The sequence below is a fragment of the Dickeya sp. NCPPB 3274 genome (assembly GCF_000406205.1).
GTDB lineage: Bacteria > Pseudomonadota > Gammaproteobacteria > Enterobacterales > Enterobacteriaceae > Dickeya > Dickeya fangzhongdai.
This window is the reverse complement of record NZ_CM001979.1, coordinates 142,305-157,962: the sequence shown is the minus strand read 5'-3', so window position 1 is coordinate 157,962 and position 15,658 is coordinate 142,305. Positions and strand designations below refer to the sequence as shown.

14 protein-coding genes are annotated in these 15,658 nt (G+C 56.9%); 6 read left to right on the top strand and 8 right to left on the bottom strand.

Features of this window, described 5'->3' with window-relative positions; all coding sequences use genetic code 11:
* Window positions 1-257 precede the first annotated feature (257 nt).
* Window positions 258-1,895, top strand: a complete 1,638-nt coding sequence (locus DXX3274_RS01380) for a methyl-accepting chemotaxis protein (RefSeq protein ID WP_042858183.1) — start codon at window positions 258-260, stop codon at window positions 1,893-1,895.
* Between the two features lie 66 nt (window positions 1,896-1,961).
* Here DXX3274_RS01380 and DXX3274_RS01375 read toward each other — a convergent pair whose 3' ends face one another.
* Window positions 1,962-2,876 carry a LysR family transcriptional regulator gene (locus DXX3274_RS01375; protein ID WP_042858182.1) on the bottom strand — a complete coding sequence of 305 codons (915 nt, stop codon included), beginning with the start codon at window positions 2,874-2,876 and terminating at the stop codon, window positions 1,962-1,964.
* 599 nt (window positions 2,877-3,475) lie between these two features.
* Here DXX3274_RS01375 and DXX3274_RS01370 point away from each other — a divergent pair.
* From DXX3274_RS01370 to DXX3274_RS01355, 4 genes are all read left to right on the top strand, one after another.
* A complete protein-coding gene (locus DXX3274_RS01370) occupies window positions 3,476-4,771 on the top strand; it encodes an MFS transporter (RefSeq protein WP_042858180.1) in 1,296 nt (431 codons plus the stop codon).
* Window positions 4,772-4,872: 101 nt separating this feature from the next.
* On the top strand, window positions 4,873-5,733 hold the full coding sequence (ttdA, locus tag DXX3274_RS01365; RefSeq protein ID WP_042861792.1) for a L(+)-tartrate dehydratase subunit alpha: 861 nt from the start codon (window positions 4,873-4,875) through the stop codon (window positions 5,731-5,733).
* Window positions 5,730-6,338 (top strand): L(+)-tartrate dehydratase subunit beta, encoded by a 609-nt coding sequence (gene ttdB / locus DXX3274_RS01360; RefSeq protein WP_038664423.1) that lies wholly within the window; start codon window positions 5,730-5,732, stop codon window positions 6,336-6,338. The genes ttdA and ttdB overlap by 4 nt, the downstream gene beginning before the upstream one ends.
* 79 nt (window positions 6,339-6,417) lie before the next feature.
* The gene (locus tag DXX3274_RS01355; RefSeq protein ID WP_042858179.1) at window positions 6,418-7,302 is read left to right on the top strand and encodes a fumarylacetoacetate hydrolase family protein; all 885 of its coding nucleotides are present in this window, start codon (window positions 6,418-6,420) and stop codon (window positions 7,300-7,302) included.
* Window positions 7,303-7,381: 79 nt separating this feature from the next.
* Here DXX3274_RS01355 and DXX3274_RS01350 read toward each other — a convergent pair whose 3' ends face one another.
* The 6 genes from DXX3274_RS01350 to DXX3274_RS01325 all read right to left on the bottom strand — a co-directional run bounded on the left by DXX3274_RS01350 (window position 7,382) and on the right by DXX3274_RS01325 (window position 13,517).
* Window positions 7,382-8,566, bottom strand: coding sequence for a PLP-dependent aminotransferase family protein (locus tag DXX3274_RS01350; protein ID WP_042858177.1), 1,185 nt, complete (start codon window positions 8,564-8,566; stop codon window positions 7,382-7,384).
* Window positions 8,567-8,654: 88 nt separating this feature from the next.
* The gene (gene livF, locus DXX3274_RS01345; RefSeq protein ID WP_038917444.1) at window positions 8,655-9,356 is read right to left on the bottom strand and encodes a high-affinity branched-chain amino acid ABC transporter ATP-binding protein LivF; all 702 of its coding nucleotides are present in this window, start codon (window positions 9,354-9,356) and stop codon (window positions 8,655-8,657) included.
* Between the two features lie 5 nt (window positions 9,357-9,361).
* On the bottom strand, window positions 9,362-10,132 hold the full coding sequence (livG, locus tag DXX3274_RS01340) for a high-affinity branched-chain amino acid ABC transporter ATP-binding protein LivG (RefSeq protein WP_038664417.1): 771 nt from the start codon (window positions 10,130-10,132) through the stop codon (window positions 9,362-9,364).
* A complete protein-coding gene (locus DXX3274_RS01335) occupies window positions 10,129-11,403 on the bottom strand; it encodes a high-affinity branched-chain amino acid ABC transporter permease LivM (protein ID WP_038917443.1) in 1,275 nt (424 codons plus the stop codon). Before DXX3274_RS01335 ends, livG begins: the two co-directional genes overlap by 4 nt.
* Window positions 11,400-12,326: a high-affinity branched-chain amino acid ABC transporter permease LivH gene (gene livH, locus DXX3274_RS01330; RefSeq protein WP_038664411.1), complete on the bottom strand. Its 927-nt coding sequence runs from the start codon at window positions 12,324-12,326 to the stop codon at window positions 11,400-11,402. The genes DXX3274_RS01335 and livH overlap by 4 nt, the downstream gene beginning before the upstream one ends.
* A 78-nt stretch (window positions 12,327-12,404) precedes the next feature.
* The gene (locus tag DXX3274_RS01325) at window positions 12,405-13,517 is read right to left on the bottom strand and encodes a branched-chain amino acid ABC transporter substrate-binding protein (protein WP_042858173.1); all 1,113 of its coding nucleotides are present in this window, start codon (window positions 13,515-13,517) and stop codon (window positions 12,405-12,407) included.
* A 403-nt stretch (window positions 13,518-13,920) separates the two neighbouring features.
* Here DXX3274_RS01325 and panM point away from each other — a divergent pair, with 403 nt between their 5' ends.
* A complete protein-coding gene (gene panM, locus DXX3274_RS01320; protein ID WP_038664405.1) occupies window positions 13,921-14,340 on the top strand; it encodes an aspartate 1-decarboxylase autocleavage activator PanM in 420 nt (139 codons plus the stop codon).
* A 132-nt stretch (window positions 14,341-14,472) separates the two neighbouring features.
* On the opposite strand, the gene rpoH is transcribed toward panM, so the two are convergent.
* On the bottom strand, window positions 14,473-15,330 hold the full coding sequence (gene rpoH / locus DXX3274_RS01315; protein ID WP_042858172.1) for an RNA polymerase sigma factor RpoH: 858 nt from the start codon (window positions 15,328-15,330) through the stop codon (window positions 14,473-14,475).
* Window positions 15,331-15,658 lie beyond the last annotated feature (328 nt).

Here is a 15,658-nt window from a genome sequence, read left to right as displayed (position 1 = left end):
TGCATGGTACAGCGTCTGCGCCTCGTCATTAAACGCAAACATTCAGCACTCGCGGGGCCAGCTTCAGACCGCGGGCGGATATTGCCGTTGAGTGCCGGGGCGACCAACCTGCAACAACAACACCGGAAAAAAGGGTCACAACCCAATAAATAACGGGCGTGTCAGGTCTTAGCCGTAATAGCGACGGCGGCGTGATACCTCTTTCGTTCTGGCATCGCCATCGTGCACGCGGGCGTTTACACACAGGCAAGAATATTATGAACTTATTCAAAAAGATGAAGTTGGGCACGCTGCTCAGTATCAGCTTTGCCGCCGTCATTATCATTGGCTTTCTGGTCGCCAGTTTCGGTCGTTTTCAATTGCACCAGTTAAGCGGAAATATCGAAACGCTGGCGCAAAACCGATTGGTTAAACTGGTTCTTATCCATACCTATAAAGACAATATTAATATTGTCGCCAACGCCATTCGAAATATGGTCATGATGACCGACCCGGCGCAAATGGAAGCGGAAAGCAAACGCATCAGGGAAACCATCGATAAAAGCACGGAGATTATCAATACATTCAGCAGCATGACCGTTTCCCCGGATGCGAAAGTATTATTGAAGCATCTGGAAGACGTACGGCCTGAAAATATTCAGGCCTTGAAAAAGGCTGAAGCGCTGGCGCTGGAAAATCGGGATGAAGAGGCAAAAGCGGTTATTCTGAATGAATTCCAGCCGGCGCAAAATAAAGTTTTCAACGCCATTGATGCCATTATCAATTATCAGAAAAACGCTACCACCGACCTGGCGCACAGTTCGGAACAGCTGGCGGATAACGCCGGGCAAGCCATGCTGACGCTAGCTATCATCGCGATGGCGATAGGCAGTCTGGTGGCCTGGTTTATTACCCGTCAGGTGAGAAGCAAGCTGGGCGGCGAACCGGCGGACGCCGCCAGCATCGCCCAACAGATCGCGCAGGGCAACCTGATCACGACCATCCCAATACGGGATAAAGACAGCGGCAGCGTGCTGGCCGCCATCGACCAGATGCGCGGCGGGTTGATCACTATCGTCGAGCAGGTCAGCCAGAGCAGCCATGCGATCGCCTCAGGCGCCAACGAAATCGCCGCCGGCACCAATGACCTCAGCCAGCGCACCGAAGAGCAGGCCGCCAGCCTGCAGCAAACCGCTGCGTCTATGGAGCAAATCAGCAACGCGGTCAGCCATAACGTCGAAACCATCAGGCTGGCGACCGAATTGGCCAACGCCGCCAGTCTGACTGCTTCAAAAGGCAATCAGGTCGTGGGAGATGTGATAGCCACCATGGCGGACATCACCCAGAGCTCACATCAGATCGTCGAAATCATCAGCCTGATCGACAATATCGCCTTCCAGACTAACATTCTGGCGCTGAACGCCGGGGTAGAAGCCGCCAGGGCGGGCGAAGAAGGCAAAGGCTTTGCGGTCGTCGCCCACGAGGTACGTTCACTGGCGCAAAGCTCCGCCTCCGCCGCACGCGAAATCAAATCGCTGATCGGCGAAAGCGTGAAGAAGATTGAAACCGGCTCCGACCGGGTCAATCTGGCGGGCAACACCATAAGCGAGTTGATGGAGCAATCCCGTCAGGTGGCGCAACTGATCAACGAGATAGGCATCACCACCAACGAGCAACAGCAAGGCATCGCGCAGATTAACACCGCCATCGCCCAACTGGATCAGGTCACTCACCAAAATGCGGCGCTGGTTGAAGAATCCGCCTGCGCCACCGACAACCTGAATCATCAGGCGGCGCATCTGGTGGAGGTCATCAGCGTGTTTGTGGTGGACGACGTGATTTCCCGCAAGCGGCTGGACACCCCGGACGAGCACTCAATGGTGCCGGTCGCCGGCCAGCAACTAGTCATACACTGAAAACGTTACCTGCCGCACGGCAACCGACACTACGGGTTGCCGTGCGCTAACCGAAAGGCGTCGTCATCAGAACTGCTGGGCAATCGACGGCAGCTCGCGTTCCAGAATCGCAATCATGCTGTCGCGCACGGGGTCGCTACCGGCGCTCATCCAGGCGGCGGCCAGCGGCAATCCTTTGCATGACGAGGCGTCCTGACGCCGAATGGGAATAAACCGAACATTCGGCACCGACATGCGGGATACCCAGCGCGGCATGATCGCACCGCCGACCTCCGCCGCAACCATATTGATAATGGTCTGTTTTTCATCCGCTTTTTGCACCACGTTCGGTTCCAGCCCCGCTTCGCTAAACAGGTTCATGGTCAAATCGTGGCTGTGCGGCCGCGCGCGCCGGTCAGGCACAATCAACGGCAGAGCGGCAAGATCCTGAATCCCGACGTCCTGATGCCCCGCCAGTTCATGGTGTTCCGCAATCGCCAGCACCACGTTTTCATACAGCAGAAAGCGCGTCGTTAACCAGGGCGCCCAACGCTCCGGAGGGCGGATAAAAATCAGGTCCAGACGACCGGATTTCAGTCTGGGCAACAGGCGGGAGGTTTTATCTTCATGAATCTGTACATTAACGTCGGGATACGCCTGACGAAAAAAGTGCAGCAGATGCGGAATCAGGCCGATGGCGGCGCTATCGATCGCCCCCATGCGCAGAATGCTGGCGTTCACCCTTCCCTGACAGCGAAAGCGGGTCGCCAGCGCATCGGCGTCAGCCAGCAGTTTCCGGCTTTCTCCCAGCAGGGTTTGCCCGTCCGGCGTCAGCGCCACGTTACGCGTCGAGCGAATAAACAGCCGGGTGCCCAGGCATTCTTCCAGTAAACGAATATGCCGTCCCAGCGCGGAAGGCAGCATATCCAGCCGCTGAGCCGCATGGCCGAAATGCAGGGTTTCAGCAACAGCAATAAAACAGCGCAGCTGGTTAAGCTCCATTCTCTTCCTCAGGCGATTATGTGAAATATTTGAATAAGAGCCTATCCCAAGAGGCGTAATTGGCGCAGCCAGTTTGGACTCGGACAGCGCGGAGACAACATGCAACGCATGTTGAACGGACAATACTTGTCCGGCCCAACGGGCGAGCGCAGCGAGTAAACCGGAGCGTACACGTAGTACGTGAGGATTTCGAGCACTGCCCAGGGCCAAAATGGCAAGTAAAATAGCCCTATTGGGATAGGCTCTAAATAATAACGCTGTTTTTTTTCTGTACAACCGCTGGGGAATAGTTCTTTGCGTCATTGCTGATCTTTATCACAGAATGGGAAATTGATTCACGCTCATTCTGTTATGTTATTTTTAATCAACCGTAAAAATACGGTCATCATCAGGCAGAAAATACGTAAAACATTGATCGACGTCATTCTATTCCCCCCTCCTTCACGCATCACACCGAATTATACGAATTATTTATATAAACGCTGATGGATGATCGGCATTCCACGCCAGTGCATAGTCACCTCGCTTATTTCCATGACCCTTATCGCCTTGTTCGGCGTCATTTTTATTACCCTATTTTTATCAATCTGGAATGCATCATGAAAAAAGACCTTGAAGGTGCGGCACTCAAAAAAATAACCTGGCGAATAGTGCCCTTTGTCATGTTCGCGTATTTCATCGCTTTTTTTGATCGTATCAATATCGGTTTCGCCGCATTAACCATGAATCAGGACTTGGGTTTCTCCTCGACGGTATTTGGCATCGGCGCCGGCATGTTTTTTATCGGTTATTTCTTCACGGATGTTCCCTCCAATATTATTTTGCAAAAAGTCGGCCCGCGTATCTGGCTGGCGCGCATTATGATTAGCTGGGGAATCGTGGCCGCCTGCATGATATCGGTAAAAACCGTTACCGGTTTTTATATTCTGCGTTTTTTCCTCGGCGTGGCGGAAGCGGGGTTCTTTTCCGGCATTATTCTTTATCTCAGCACCTGGTTTCCGGTCAAACGCCGCGCTCAGGTGATCGCGTTTTTTATGGCGGCGGCGCCTATTTCATCCATGCTGGGTTCGCCGCTGGCCGGCACCATTCTGAGTTTTCATGGCGTGATGGGGATGACCGGCTGGCAATTCATGTTTCTGCTCGACGCCGTCGCCGCCATCCTGCTGGGGGGGTTCACCTTCTTTTATCTGAATGATAAGCCGGAAAAAAATACCTGGCTGAATGAGGAAGAAACGCAATGGCTGGTGAAAACGCTGCAAGAGGAAAAGGCCGCCAGAAGCAGTGAAACCAAAACCAGCACCCTGAAAGGATTGACGGATATTCGCGTATTAACGCTGGCGCTGGTGTATTTCGGCACCTCCGCCGGTTTGTATTCGTTAAATATCTGGTCGCCGCAGTTTATTAAATCCTTCGGTTTAAGCACGCTGCAGATTGGCTTTATCAACGCCATTCCGGCGGCAATTGCCGTGAGTGCGATGATTTTCTGGGCCAGACATTCAGACGCCACCCGCGAGCGCATCTGGCATGTGGTCAGCGCCTGTATTCTCGCCAGCCTCGGCTTTGTGCTGGCCGGCTCCGTTCATTCCCTCGGTTTCGCCATGCTGGCGCTGGTGCTGGCCAGCATCGGTATTTATTCCTGCAAACCGCCATTGTGGAGCATTCCGTCACTGTTTTTATCCGGCCCGGCCGCCGCGGCGGGACTGGCCGCCATCAACTCCATCGGCAATCTGGGCGGTTTCTTCGGCCCGGCGATTATCGGCTGGTTAAAAGAAAAAACCGGCGATTTTTCCCTCGCGCTCTACGCCATTGCGGCGCTGCTTTTATTGTCCGCCCTGTTAACGCTGCTCATTGAAGTCAGCCGTAAACGTAAGGTCATGAAAACGTCGATGGCCTGATGACTTGCGCCATTAACGCATTTTTAGATGCCTGCCCCATTAGGCTCTTACACCTGGAGGTTATTGTGAGTACTGAATCCATATCGGAATTAATTGATGTCATGACCCGTTTTACCGGCTATGTCGGCAAACGGCTGCCCACCGACGTCATTAAAAAGCTGGAAGAATTACGAGCCAAAGAAGATAGTCCGCTGGCTAAAGTGGTCTACGACTCTATGTTCGAAAACCAGAAACGGGCGGATGAGCTGGACCGCCCGTGCTGTCAGGACACCGGCGTCATTCAATATTTTATTACCGTCGGCGCTCGCTTCCCGTTTATCGGCGATCTGGAACACGTGTTGCAGCAGGCCACGCTGGAAGCCACCAAAAAAGCGCCGCTGCGCCACAATGCGGTGGAAACCTTCATTGAAAAGAATACCGGCACCAATACCGGTTCGCGCGTGCCCTGGCTGGACTGGGAAATCATCCCTGACGACGACCACTGCACCATCGAAGTTTACATGGCAGGCGGCGGCTGCTCGCTGCCCGGCGCGGCCAAGGTGCTGATGCCGGGGCAGGGCTACGAAGGCGTCAACCAGTTCGTCTTTGATGTGATCACCTCCTACGGCGTGAACGCCTGTCCGCCGCTGCTGGTGGGCGTGGGCGTCTCCACCTCGGTGGAAACCGCCGCCCGCTTATCCAAGAAAGCCATTCTACGGCCGGTCGACTCCTCACACCCGAATGCCGACGCCGCCAAAATGGAAAAACTGCTCGAAGACGGGCTGAATCAGGTTGGACTGGGACCGCAGGGGCTGGGCGGCGCATCGTCGGTGATGGGCGTCAACATCGAATCATCCGCCCGTCACCCTTCCACCATCGGGGTCGCGGTGTCCACCGGCTGCTGGGCGCATCGCCGCGGCACCATCCGTTTCTCCGCCGATCTGTCCTATGAAATCCTGTCTCACGAAGGTGCCGTATTATGAAAAAGATTCTGACCACTCCCATCAAAGACGAAGACCTGGCTGAGCTGAATATCGGCGATGTGGTTTACCTGACCGGCACGCTGGTGACCTGCCGCGATGTGGCGCATCGCCGGTTGATTGAGCTGGGGCGCGAATTGCCGGTTGACCTGCGCGGCGGCGCTATTCTGCACGCCGGCCCCATCGTGGTGGAAAAGGACGACGGCACCTTCGACATGATCTCCATCGGCCCGACCACCAGCATGCGCATGGAAAAATTCGAAAAAGAATTTATTGAGCAGACCGGCGTGAAACTGATTGTCGGCAAAGGGGGCATGGGGCCGAACACCGAGGCGGGCTGCCAGCAATTCAAGGCGGTACACGCGGTGTTCCCCGGCGGTTGCGCGGTGCTGGCCGCCACCTGCGTGGAGAAAATCGAAGACGCGCAATGGCGCGATTTGGGGATGCCGGAAACCCTGTGGGTCAACCGGGTAAAAGAATTCGGTCCGCTGATCATCTCCATCGACACGCACGGCAATAACCTGTTCGAGAAAAACAAGCTGACCTACAACGAACGCAAGGTGCCGGTGATCGCCGACATCAACGAGCAGATTCGCTTTATCAAATAACGTCCCACACCGGTTGGGCGACACGCGACGAGCTACCGGCCCGGCGCGTCGCCCCGGTGTTCAGCAACGGAACACATCTATGAAACTGGCGAGTTTTATCAATCCGCAAACCGGCGCGAAAAGCGTCGGTCTGGTGAACGAAGGGGGCCTGATCGATTTGGGCCGCCGTCTGTCCGGCCGCGTTACCGATCTGGCTGCGCTGCTGCGGGCCGATGCGCTGACGACCCTGCCGCAATACGGCGCCACCGCAGATTTTCATCTCGATGAGGTGGCGTTTCTGCCGGTCATCGAACGGCCGTCGAAAATTCTGTGCGTCGGCATGAACTACATGGAAAAGCGCATCGAATTTGAACAGACGACCGACGCGCCGACGCTGTTCATCCGTTTTGCCGATACCCTGTGCGGCCATCAGCAGCCGTTGCTCAAGCCGGCCTCCACCAACGAGTTCGACTATGAAGGCGAACTCGCGGTGATCATCGGCAAACACGCCGACAACGTCAGCCGCGACAAGGCGCTGGAGGTCGTGGCGGGTTACAGCTGCTTTATGGATGGTTCGGTACGGGATATGCAGTACAGCTGGTTTACCTCCGGCAAAAACTGGCGCCGTACCGGCGGTTTCGGCCCCTGGCTGGTCACCGCCGACGAGATTGGCGACCCGCAGCAGCTCAGCATCAGCACCTATCTGAACGGTAACCGGGTACAGCATGACCACACCGGCAATATGGTGCGCTCCGTCGCCGAACTGATCGAATACATTTCACGCTTCACGCCGCTGTCGCCCGGCGATGTCATCATTACCGGTTCCCCCGGCGGCGTCGGGAAAAAGCGCACGCCGCCGCTGTTTATGCGGGAAGGCGATGTGGTGGAAGTAGAGATCGGTGGGATTGGCCGACTGGTTAATCGCATCGCGACGCCGCAGCCTGCCGACGGTAGCCATGCGCGCTCAGCGTCCTGCGTTGCCTGAATAACCGCTGCCGGACGGCAGCGGTCATCATCGTCATCGGTTACACCGGTCGGTTATCACGTTCGATTACAACGATCGATTACAGCGCGCGACGCAGGCGGGCGACCGCCTCGTGCATCTGCTCTTCGGTCGCGGTGGCGAACGACAGACGCAGCGTTGACTGGTCCGGCCGATCGGCGAAGAAGAACTCGCCGGGCACGAACACCACACCCTGCGCCAGCGTTTTCTGCAGCCAGGCGGTGGTATCGAACGGCTGACGGAAACGCGCCCACAGGAACATGCCGCCTTTCGGCTGGTTGAAGCTGATCACATCGCCCAGCTCACTGGTCATCAGCTCGGACAGCAGTTCGCCTTTCCGGCGGTAAGCCTCACGGATCTTGTCAATCTGCGCCGGCAGGCGCCCGGTCCCCAGATAGTATTCCACGATAGTCTGAGACAGCGAACTGGCGTGCAGATCGGCGGCCTGTTTGATGATCGCCACTTTGTGCAGCAGCCAGTCGGGCAGAATCGCCCAACCCAGACGCAGCCCCGGCGCCAGAATCTTGGAGAACGACGAGGTATAAACCACGCGATCGGCGTGTCCGGCTTCTTGCGCCAGCTGATAAATGGTGGCGTGACGTTCTTCAGTGAAACGCAGTTCGCCGTACGGGTCATCTTCCACGATCAGGAAATCGTGACGGGCGGCCAGCGCCACCAGTTGACGGCGACGCGCGTCGCTCAGGGTGACGCCGCTGGGGTTGCCGAAATTCGGCACCAGGTAGACGCCCTTGATGCGCGTCGTTTCCAGCAGGGCGGCCAGTTCGTCCACCACCATACCGTTTTCGTCGGACGACACCGACATCACCTGCGCTTCCGCCAGTTCCAGCGTCTGCAGCGCCGCCAGATAAGTCGGGCGCTCTACCACAAAGATATCCTGCGGGTTGGCGGTGGCGCGCATCACCAGATCCAGCGCCTGCTGAGAACCTGCCGTCACCACGATATCCTGCGCCTGCGTGCGAACGCCACGCAGCGCGCACAGTTCGGCGATACGCTCGCGCAGCAGCGGGCTGCCTTCGGTCAGGCCATACTGAAACGCCGATTTCGGCTGTTCGGTAATCGCCAGTTGGGTCGCTTCATTCAGTCCCTGGAAATCAAACAACGCATCAGAAGGAATGCCGCCCGCCAACGAAATCACGCCGTCCATTTTGCTGTGTTTGAGCAATTCACGAATCGCGGAGCTTTTCAGGCGCGCCATACGCTGCGCCAGTAACCCATCCGTTGACATGTTGAGTCTCACTTATTTTTTGAAAAAGTTATGATAGAACAACGGGCCGGAGGAATCCGGCCCGATAAAGGTGTCGCACATAAGCAGTTTAACCGCCAAGGTAGGCAGAACGCACGGCTTCGTTAGCTAACAAAGCATCGCCGGTGTCTTCCAGCACCACGCGGCCGTTCTCCAGCACGTAGCCGCGATCCGCCAGACGCAGCGCCTGATTGGCGTTTTGTTCCACCAGAAAGATGGTCATGCCTTCTTCGCGCAACTGCTGGATGGTGTCGAAAATCTGCAAAATGATGATCGGCGCCAGCCCCAACGACGGTTCGTCCAGCAGCAGCAAACGCGGCTGGCTCATCAGCGCGCGGCCGATAGCCAGCATCTGCTGCTCGCCGCCGGACATGGTGCCGGCGCGCTGCACGCGACGTTCATACAGCCGCGGGAACAGGTCGTACACGCGCGCAATGCGCTGCTGATACTGTTCGCGGCTGGCGAAAAACCCACCCATCGCCAGATTCTCTTCCACCGTCATGCGGGAGAATACCCGGCGGCCTTCCGGCACAATAGCGATAGCTTCGCGCATGATGCGCGCCGTCTGCCAGTCGGTAATGTCCTTGCCGTCGAAAACGATCGACCCTTCCGAGGCGCGCGGCTCGCCGCACAGCGTTCCCAGCAGGGTGGTTTTGCCCGCGCCGTTGGCGCCAATCAGCGTCACGATCTCGCCCTGATTGATATGCAGGCTCACCTGATGCAGCGCCTGAATTTTGCCGTAGTGCGCAGAAACCTGATTCAATGACAACATACGTTTTATCCTTCACCCAGATACGCACGGATAACATCCGGGTTGTTACGAATTTCAGCCGGGGTGCCATTCGCCAGCGGCGTCCCCTGATTCACCACGTAAATCCGGTCGGAAATGCCCATCACCAGCTTCATGTCGTGCTCGATCAGCAAGACAGAAACCTGATGGTTGCCGCGCAGGTCGATAATCAACTCGTTGAGCTCTTCCGTCTCTTTCGGGTTCAGGCCGGCGGCCGGTTCATCCAGCATCAGCAATTCCGGACGGGTCACCATACAGCGGGCGATCTCCAGCCGACGCTGCTGACCGTAAGCCAGGTTCCCCGCCTGACGGTTCGCCAGATCGAGCAAACCCACCCGCTCCAGCCAAACGGCCGCGCGCTGCTGGGCGTCGGCTTCGGCGCGGCGAAACGCCGGTGTCTTCAGCAGACCGGCGAACACGCCGCTCTTGAGGTGCTGATGCTGCGCCACCAGCAGGTTTTCAATCACCGTCATTTCACGGAACAGACGCACGTGCTGGAAGGTGCGCACCACGCCCATGCGGGCAATCTGCTGGCCCGGCAAGCCTTCCAGATGCTGGTCACGCAACAAAATGGTGCCGCCGGTGGGGCGGTAGAAACCGGTCAGGCAGTTAAACACCGTGGTTTTACCGGCGCCGTTGGGGCCGATCAGCGACACGACCTCGCCCTGATGCAAATCCAGCTCGACGTTGTTGACCGCCAGCAGGCCGCCGAAGCGCATCATCAGGCCCCGGACCGACAATAATGGCTGCGTACTCATGCCTGCTCTTCCTTCTTCTCAATCTGCAACTTCATCTGCGGGCGTTTCATCGGCAACAGCCCTTGCGGGCGCCAAATCATCATCAGCACCATCAGGGCGCCCAGCAGCAGCATGCTGTATTCGTTCAGGTCACGCATCAGCTCACGAGACACCACCAGCAGAATGGCGGCCAGAATCACCGCAAACTGCGACCCCATTCCGCCCAGCACCACGATCGCCAGCACGAAGGCCGACTCGACGAAGGTGAAGGATTCCGGGCTGACGAACCCCTGACGGGCGGCGAACAGCGTCCCGGCGAAACCGGCGAACGCCGCGCTGATGGTAAACGCGGTCAGCTTGATTTTGGTCGGGCTCAGGCCCAGCGAACGGCAGGCGATTTCATCTTCACGCAGCGCTTCCCAGGCGCGACCCAGCGGCATACGCAGCAGACGGTTGATGATAAACAGCGTCAGCAATACCAGCAGCAGCGCCACCATGTACAGGAAGATGATGCGATCGCTGGGGTCGTAGGTCAGGCCAAAGAAGTGATGGAAGGTATCCCAACCGCCTTCGCGCGGCGAACGGCTGAACTCCAGACCGAAGAAGGTCGGCTTCGGAATCTGGCTGATGCCGTTCGGCCCGCCGGTGAAACCGGTATTGTTGAGCAGCAGGATACGTACAATCTCGCCAAATCCCAGCGTGACGATCGCCAGATAGTCGCCGCGCAGCCGCAGCACCGGGAACCCCAGCAGGAAACCGGACAGCGCCGCCGTCAGCCCCGCCAGCGGCAGGCACTGCCAGAAGCCAAGACCGTAGTAGTGACTCAACAGCGCGTAGGTGTAGGCGCCGATAGCGTAGAAACCGCCGTACCCCAGCACCAGCAGACCGGACAACCCCACCACCACGTTCAGGCCGAGGCCCAGAATGATGTAAATCATGGTCAGCGTGGCGATATCCACCGTGCCGCGCGATACCACAAACGGCCAGGCAACCGCGGCGATGATCAGCGCCAGCGCCAGCAGTTTCTGCCGCGGCGTACTGCCGTCAAAGCTCGGCAGCACAAAACCGGGGCCGGACACTTTCTTCGCCCCCTGAGCCAGCGCAGGCCGCAGCAGTTGAAACAGGAACACCAGCGCGCAGGCGGCGCCGATCCAGTACCAACGCACTTTTTCCGCGCCGTGCACCACCAGTTGAGTCCCATCCAGACTCAGTTGCATTCCCATCACGAACGTGGCCAGTACCAGCAGCACCAGCGCCGATACAACGGCATTAACCAGCGTGTGCAGTTTCATACCTTCTCCACCTCCGGACGGCCAAGAATCCCGGTCGGCATGACCAGCAGCACCACAATCAGCAGCGCGAAGGACACCACGTCCTTGTATTCGGTGCTGAGGTAAGCGGAGGTCAGCGCTTCGGCGATACCCAGCACCAGACCGCCGATCATCGCTCCCGGAATACTGCCGATACCACCCAGCACTGCGGCGGTAAACGCTTTCATCCCGGCCATGAAGCCGATATAGGGATTAATCACGCCATAGAATTGGCCCAGCAACACCCCGGCCACCGCCGCCATCACGGCGCCGATGACGAAGGTCAAAGAAATCACGCGGTCGGTGCTGATGCCCAGCAGGCTCGCCATTTTCAGGTCTTCCGCGCAGGCGCGGCAGGCGCGCCCCATGCGGGAGTAACGGATAAACAGCGTCAGCGCCAGCATCGCCAGGAAGGTGACAATCCAGATGGTGAGCTGCATGGAGGAAAGCGTAGCGGCAAAACCGTTGCTTTCGCCCAGCACCCACTGGCCGTGGATCAGGCTCGGCAGCGCCACATCGCGCGACCCTTGCGTCAGACTGACGTAGTTCTGCAGGAAAATCGACATGCCGATGGCGGAAATCAGCGCGATCAGCCGTTTGGAATTGCGCACCGGCTTATAGGCCACACGCTCGATGCTCCAGCCGTAGGCGCTGGAGATCACCACCGCCGCGATGAACGCGACGCCGATCAGCAACCAGCCGGCGTCGATGCCCATCATCATCAGGGCGGCAATCACGATAAAAGAAACATAACTACCGATCATGTAGACCTCGCCGTGGGCGAAGTTAATCATGCCGATAATGCCGTAAACCATGGTGTAGCCAATGGCGATCAGCGCATAGGTGCTGCCCAACGTCACGCCGTTGAACATCTGCTGAAGGAAATAGAGGAACTGCTCGGACATACCTTAACCTTAGACATTGCCCCCGCAGCCTGACGGCTGAGGGGGCATCGGTATTGGGAGTATTACGGATTCGGTCAATTACTTCACGGGAGAGGAAGTACCGTCTGCGTGCCACTCGAATACGCCAAATTCAAACCCTTTCAGGTCGCCTTTTTCATCCCAGCTCAGCGGGCCCATCACCGTGTCCACGGACTTGGCTTTCAGGTCGGCCGCCAGCTTGGCCGGCTCGGTGCTGCTGGTACGTTGCATCGCGGTGGTCAGCGACTGCAGCGCGGCATAAGTGGTCCACACGAACGGGCCGGTCGGGTCCAGTTTCTTGGCTTTCAGCGCGTCGACGATCGGCTGGTTGGCCGGCACCTGGTCATAACGCTTCGGCAGCGTCACCAGCATGCCTTCGGACGCCGCGCCCGCAATGTTGGACAGCGACGAGTTACCCACGCCTTCCGGTCCCATGAACTTGGTGGTCAGGCCGGCAGCGCGCGCCTGACGCAGAATCTGCCCCATTTCCGGGTAGTAGCCGCCGAAATAAACGAAATCGACGTTCTCTTTCTTCAGGCGCGCCACCAGCGTGGAGAAGTCTTTATCCCCGGCGGTCACCCCTTCAAACAGCACCACGTTGGCGTTGGATTTTTTCAGGCTGTCCTGCACGGCGCGAGCCAGGCCTTCGCCGTACTGCTGTTTGTCGTGCACCACGGCGATACGCTGCGGTTTCACGTGTTCCAGAATGTATTTCGCCGCAGTCGGGCCCTGGTCGGAATCCAGACCGGTAGTGCGCAGAACCAGCTTGTAGCCACGGGTAGTCAGGTCAGGCGCAGTGGCCGCCGGCGTAATCATGATTACGCCTTCATCCTCGTAAATGTCGGATGCCGGCTGCGTGGACGACGAGCACAGATGACCGATCACGTAGTGGATACCGTCGTTGATCACCTTGTTGGCGACGGCAACCGCCTGTTTCGGGTCGCAGGCGTCATCATATTCCACACCCACCAGTTTGTTGCCGTTGACTCCGCCTTTGGCATTGATATCGGCAATCGCCTGACGGGCGCCGGTAAACTCCATATCGCCGTACTGCGCTACCGGACCGGACATGGCTCCGACGATCGCGACCTTGATATCCGCAGCGTTCACCGCATGGCTCATCGCCGCTGCCAAGCATCCCATCAGCAGCGCGTTACCTTTGCTTAATTTCATCCGTTTTACCCCATCTGTCATTTTTGGATATTGCTATAATTATTGTCATCAACCGCTATTACTCGCACTTTTTCATAAGTAATAACGAGTTAGGCTCTATTATAAGCAATAGTTTGTAATAAGACTTTATTATTCATGATATTAAACAGGAGTTTTATGCTGTAAATCAACTGGGATTCTCAGTAAAACACGGTGTAAACAGCATAAAATACCACTCTTAAAATCCGTATTTTGTTTCTAAAATAGTCAGTTATGCTGGTTTTACCACTGAGAGATAATTGATTACTCGAAAAATTAATGGCAGAGAAACCTTTTTCCCTGATAACCGTACAGAAAAAGTTACACAACCCTTTTTCTACAGGTTCGCTACAATATTCTTAAGAATTAACAGGAGCACCCGCGTATGAGACTCTCGGTTGAACGCCTCACAAAAATCAGCGAGCAGGACAGGCATGATTTGGCCCATATCTGGCCACACCAGAATTTCGACGCGCTGGAGCGCGACCTGAACCATGAGCATCGTCTGTTTGCCGCCCGTTTTAACGGCCATCTGCTGGCGGGCGTCATCGTCGAAATCGACAATAACAGCGACAGCGCGGAACTGACCGACCTGCAGGTCAGAACCTCCACCCGGCGGCATGGCGTCGGTAAGTATCTGGTGGAAGAAGTGCTGCGCGCCTGCCCTGACGTTAAGGAATGGTGGCTCGACGCCGCCGACCATGCGCTGGTCAGCGAAGCGGTGATGGACACATTCATGCAGTCCTGCGGCTTCTATCCGGTGTCCGGCGGCTGGGAATATGTCGTTAATCAGGAAGAGAAATAAATAGCAGGAAAAGCAGTGGCGCCCGTAGGACAGACGGCGATAAAAAAACTTCGGGTGATAAAACAAAACGACCGGGCGGCTTGCGGCTGTCCCGGTCGTTTACGATGAATAATGCGTTAGCTGCGACCTGCGTTACGCCTCAATGGCCGCCCGCAATTTCTTCATGGCATTCTTTTCCAACTGACGTACACGCTCGGCGGACACGCCGTAATGATCAGCCAGTTCCTGCAACGTGGACTTATTGTCGTCATCCAGCCAGCGGGCGCGGATAATGTGCTGGCTGCGTTCGTCCAACCCTTCCAGCGCATAGGCCAACTTGTCCGCCGCATGGGTTTCCCAGTTGTCCTCTTCAATGCCATCGGCAAAGTCGGAAGATTTGTCCTGCAGGTACAGCATCGGCGCCATCGGCTGGCCCGGCTGCGCGTCGTCTTCCGGCGACGGATCAAACGTCATGTCCTGCGCGGCCATGCGGGATTCCATTTCACGGACATCCTTGCTGGTCACACCCAGTTCGCGCGCCACCAGTTCCACTTCGTCCTGATTAAACCAGCCCAGACGCTGCTTGGTCTTACGCAGGTTGAAGAACAGCTTGCGCTGCGCCTTGGTGGTCGCCACCTTGACGATACGCCAGTTACGCAGCACGTATTCGTGAATTTCGGCCTTGATCCAATGCACGGCGAACGACACCAGGCGTACGCCTACATCCGGGTTGAAGCGGCGCACCGCTTTCATCAAGCCGATGTTGCCTTCCTGAATCAGGTCCGCCTGCGGCAGGCCGTACCCTGAATAGTTACGGGCAACATGAATAACGAAACGCAGGTGTGAAAGAATCAGCTGCTTGGCGGCGTCCAGATCCCCGTGATAATGCAGCCGTTCAGCCAGCGCCCGCTCTTCCTCCGCCGTCAGCATCGGATAGGCATTGGCGGCACGGATGTACCCTTCCAGACTGCCCTGGGGAACTAAGGCGAAAGTTTGCATATCTTTGGTCATTCCACCCCTCTCATAGATCGTTCATATCGTTGCGCATCATCGAACAGCATACCGATCTTTGCTGCACTTTCTGTGCCTAAAAACAGAATTACTATGCTCAAAAACCGGATTAACGCTATTTCTGAATTAACTCTGGTTAGAGTGTGATTGACTGCACAAGTTCCACTTTTTGACCCTCTTATTTTACCTGTCAAGATGGTCGTCGTAGGGTGCAGGCTGGCGAGTGATGAAGGAAGGTGCGCATCGAAGACGCTGGCAATACGCTTCCCTCGCTGCTCGCCGCTATCACGAGGGAAGAGTATACCAGAAAACGCCCACGCCGGGCGTC

Bases quoted from the DNA above. Each gene is read 5' to 3' on its own strand.
- DXX3274_RS01380 (WP_042858183.1), top strand. From the start codon at position 258: ATGAACTTATTCAAAAAGATGAAGTTGGGCACGCTGCTCAGTATCAGC.
- DXX3274_RS01375 (WP_042858182.1), bottom strand. From the start codon at position 2,876: ATGGAGCTTAACCAGCTGCGCTGTTTTATTGCTGTTGCTGAAACCCTG.
- DXX3274_RS01370 (WP_042858180.1), top strand. From the start codon at position 3,476: ATGAAAAAAGACCTTGAAGGTGCGGCACTCAAAAAAATAACCTGGCGA.
- ttdA (WP_042861792.1), top strand. From the start codon at position 4,873: ATGACCCGTTTTACCGGCTATGTCGGCAAACGGCTGCCCACCGACGTC.
- ttdB (WP_038664423.1), top strand. From the start codon at position 5,730: ATGAAAAAGATTCTGACCACTCCCATCAAAGACGAAGACCTGGCTGAG.
- DXX3274_RS01355 (WP_042858179.1), top strand. From the start codon at position 6,418: ATGAAACTGGCGAGTTTTATCAATCCGCAAACCGGCGCGAAAAGCGTC.
- DXX3274_RS01350 (WP_042858177.1), bottom strand. From the start codon at position 8,566: ATGTCAACGGATGGGTTACTGGCGCAGCGTATGGCGCGCCTGAAAAGC.
- livF (WP_038917444.1), bottom strand. From the start codon at position 9,356: ATGTTGTCATTGAATCAGGTTTCTGCGCACTACGGCAAAATTCAGGCG.
- livG (WP_038664417.1), bottom strand. From the start codon at position 10,132: ATGAGTACGCAGCCATTATTGTCGGTCCGGGGCCTGATGATGCGCTTC.
- DXX3274_RS01335 (WP_038917443.1), bottom strand. From the start codon at position 11,403: ATGAAACTGCACACGCTGGTTAATGCCGTTGTATCGGCGCTGGTGCTG.
- livH (WP_038664411.1), bottom strand. From the start codon at position 12,326: ATGTCCGAGCAGTTCCTCTATTTCCTTCAGCAGATGTTCAACGGCGTG.
- DXX3274_RS01325 (WP_042858173.1), bottom strand. From the start codon at position 13,517: ATGAAATTAAGCAAAGGTAACGCGCTGCTGATGGGATGCTTGGCAGCG.
- panM (WP_038664405.1), top strand. From the start codon at position 13,921: ATGAGACTCTCGGTTGAACGCCTCACAAAAATCAGCGAGCAGGACAGG.
- rpoH (WP_042858172.1), bottom strand. From the start codon at position 15,330: ATGACCAAAGATATGCAAACTTTCGCCTTAGTTCCCCAGGGCAGTCTG.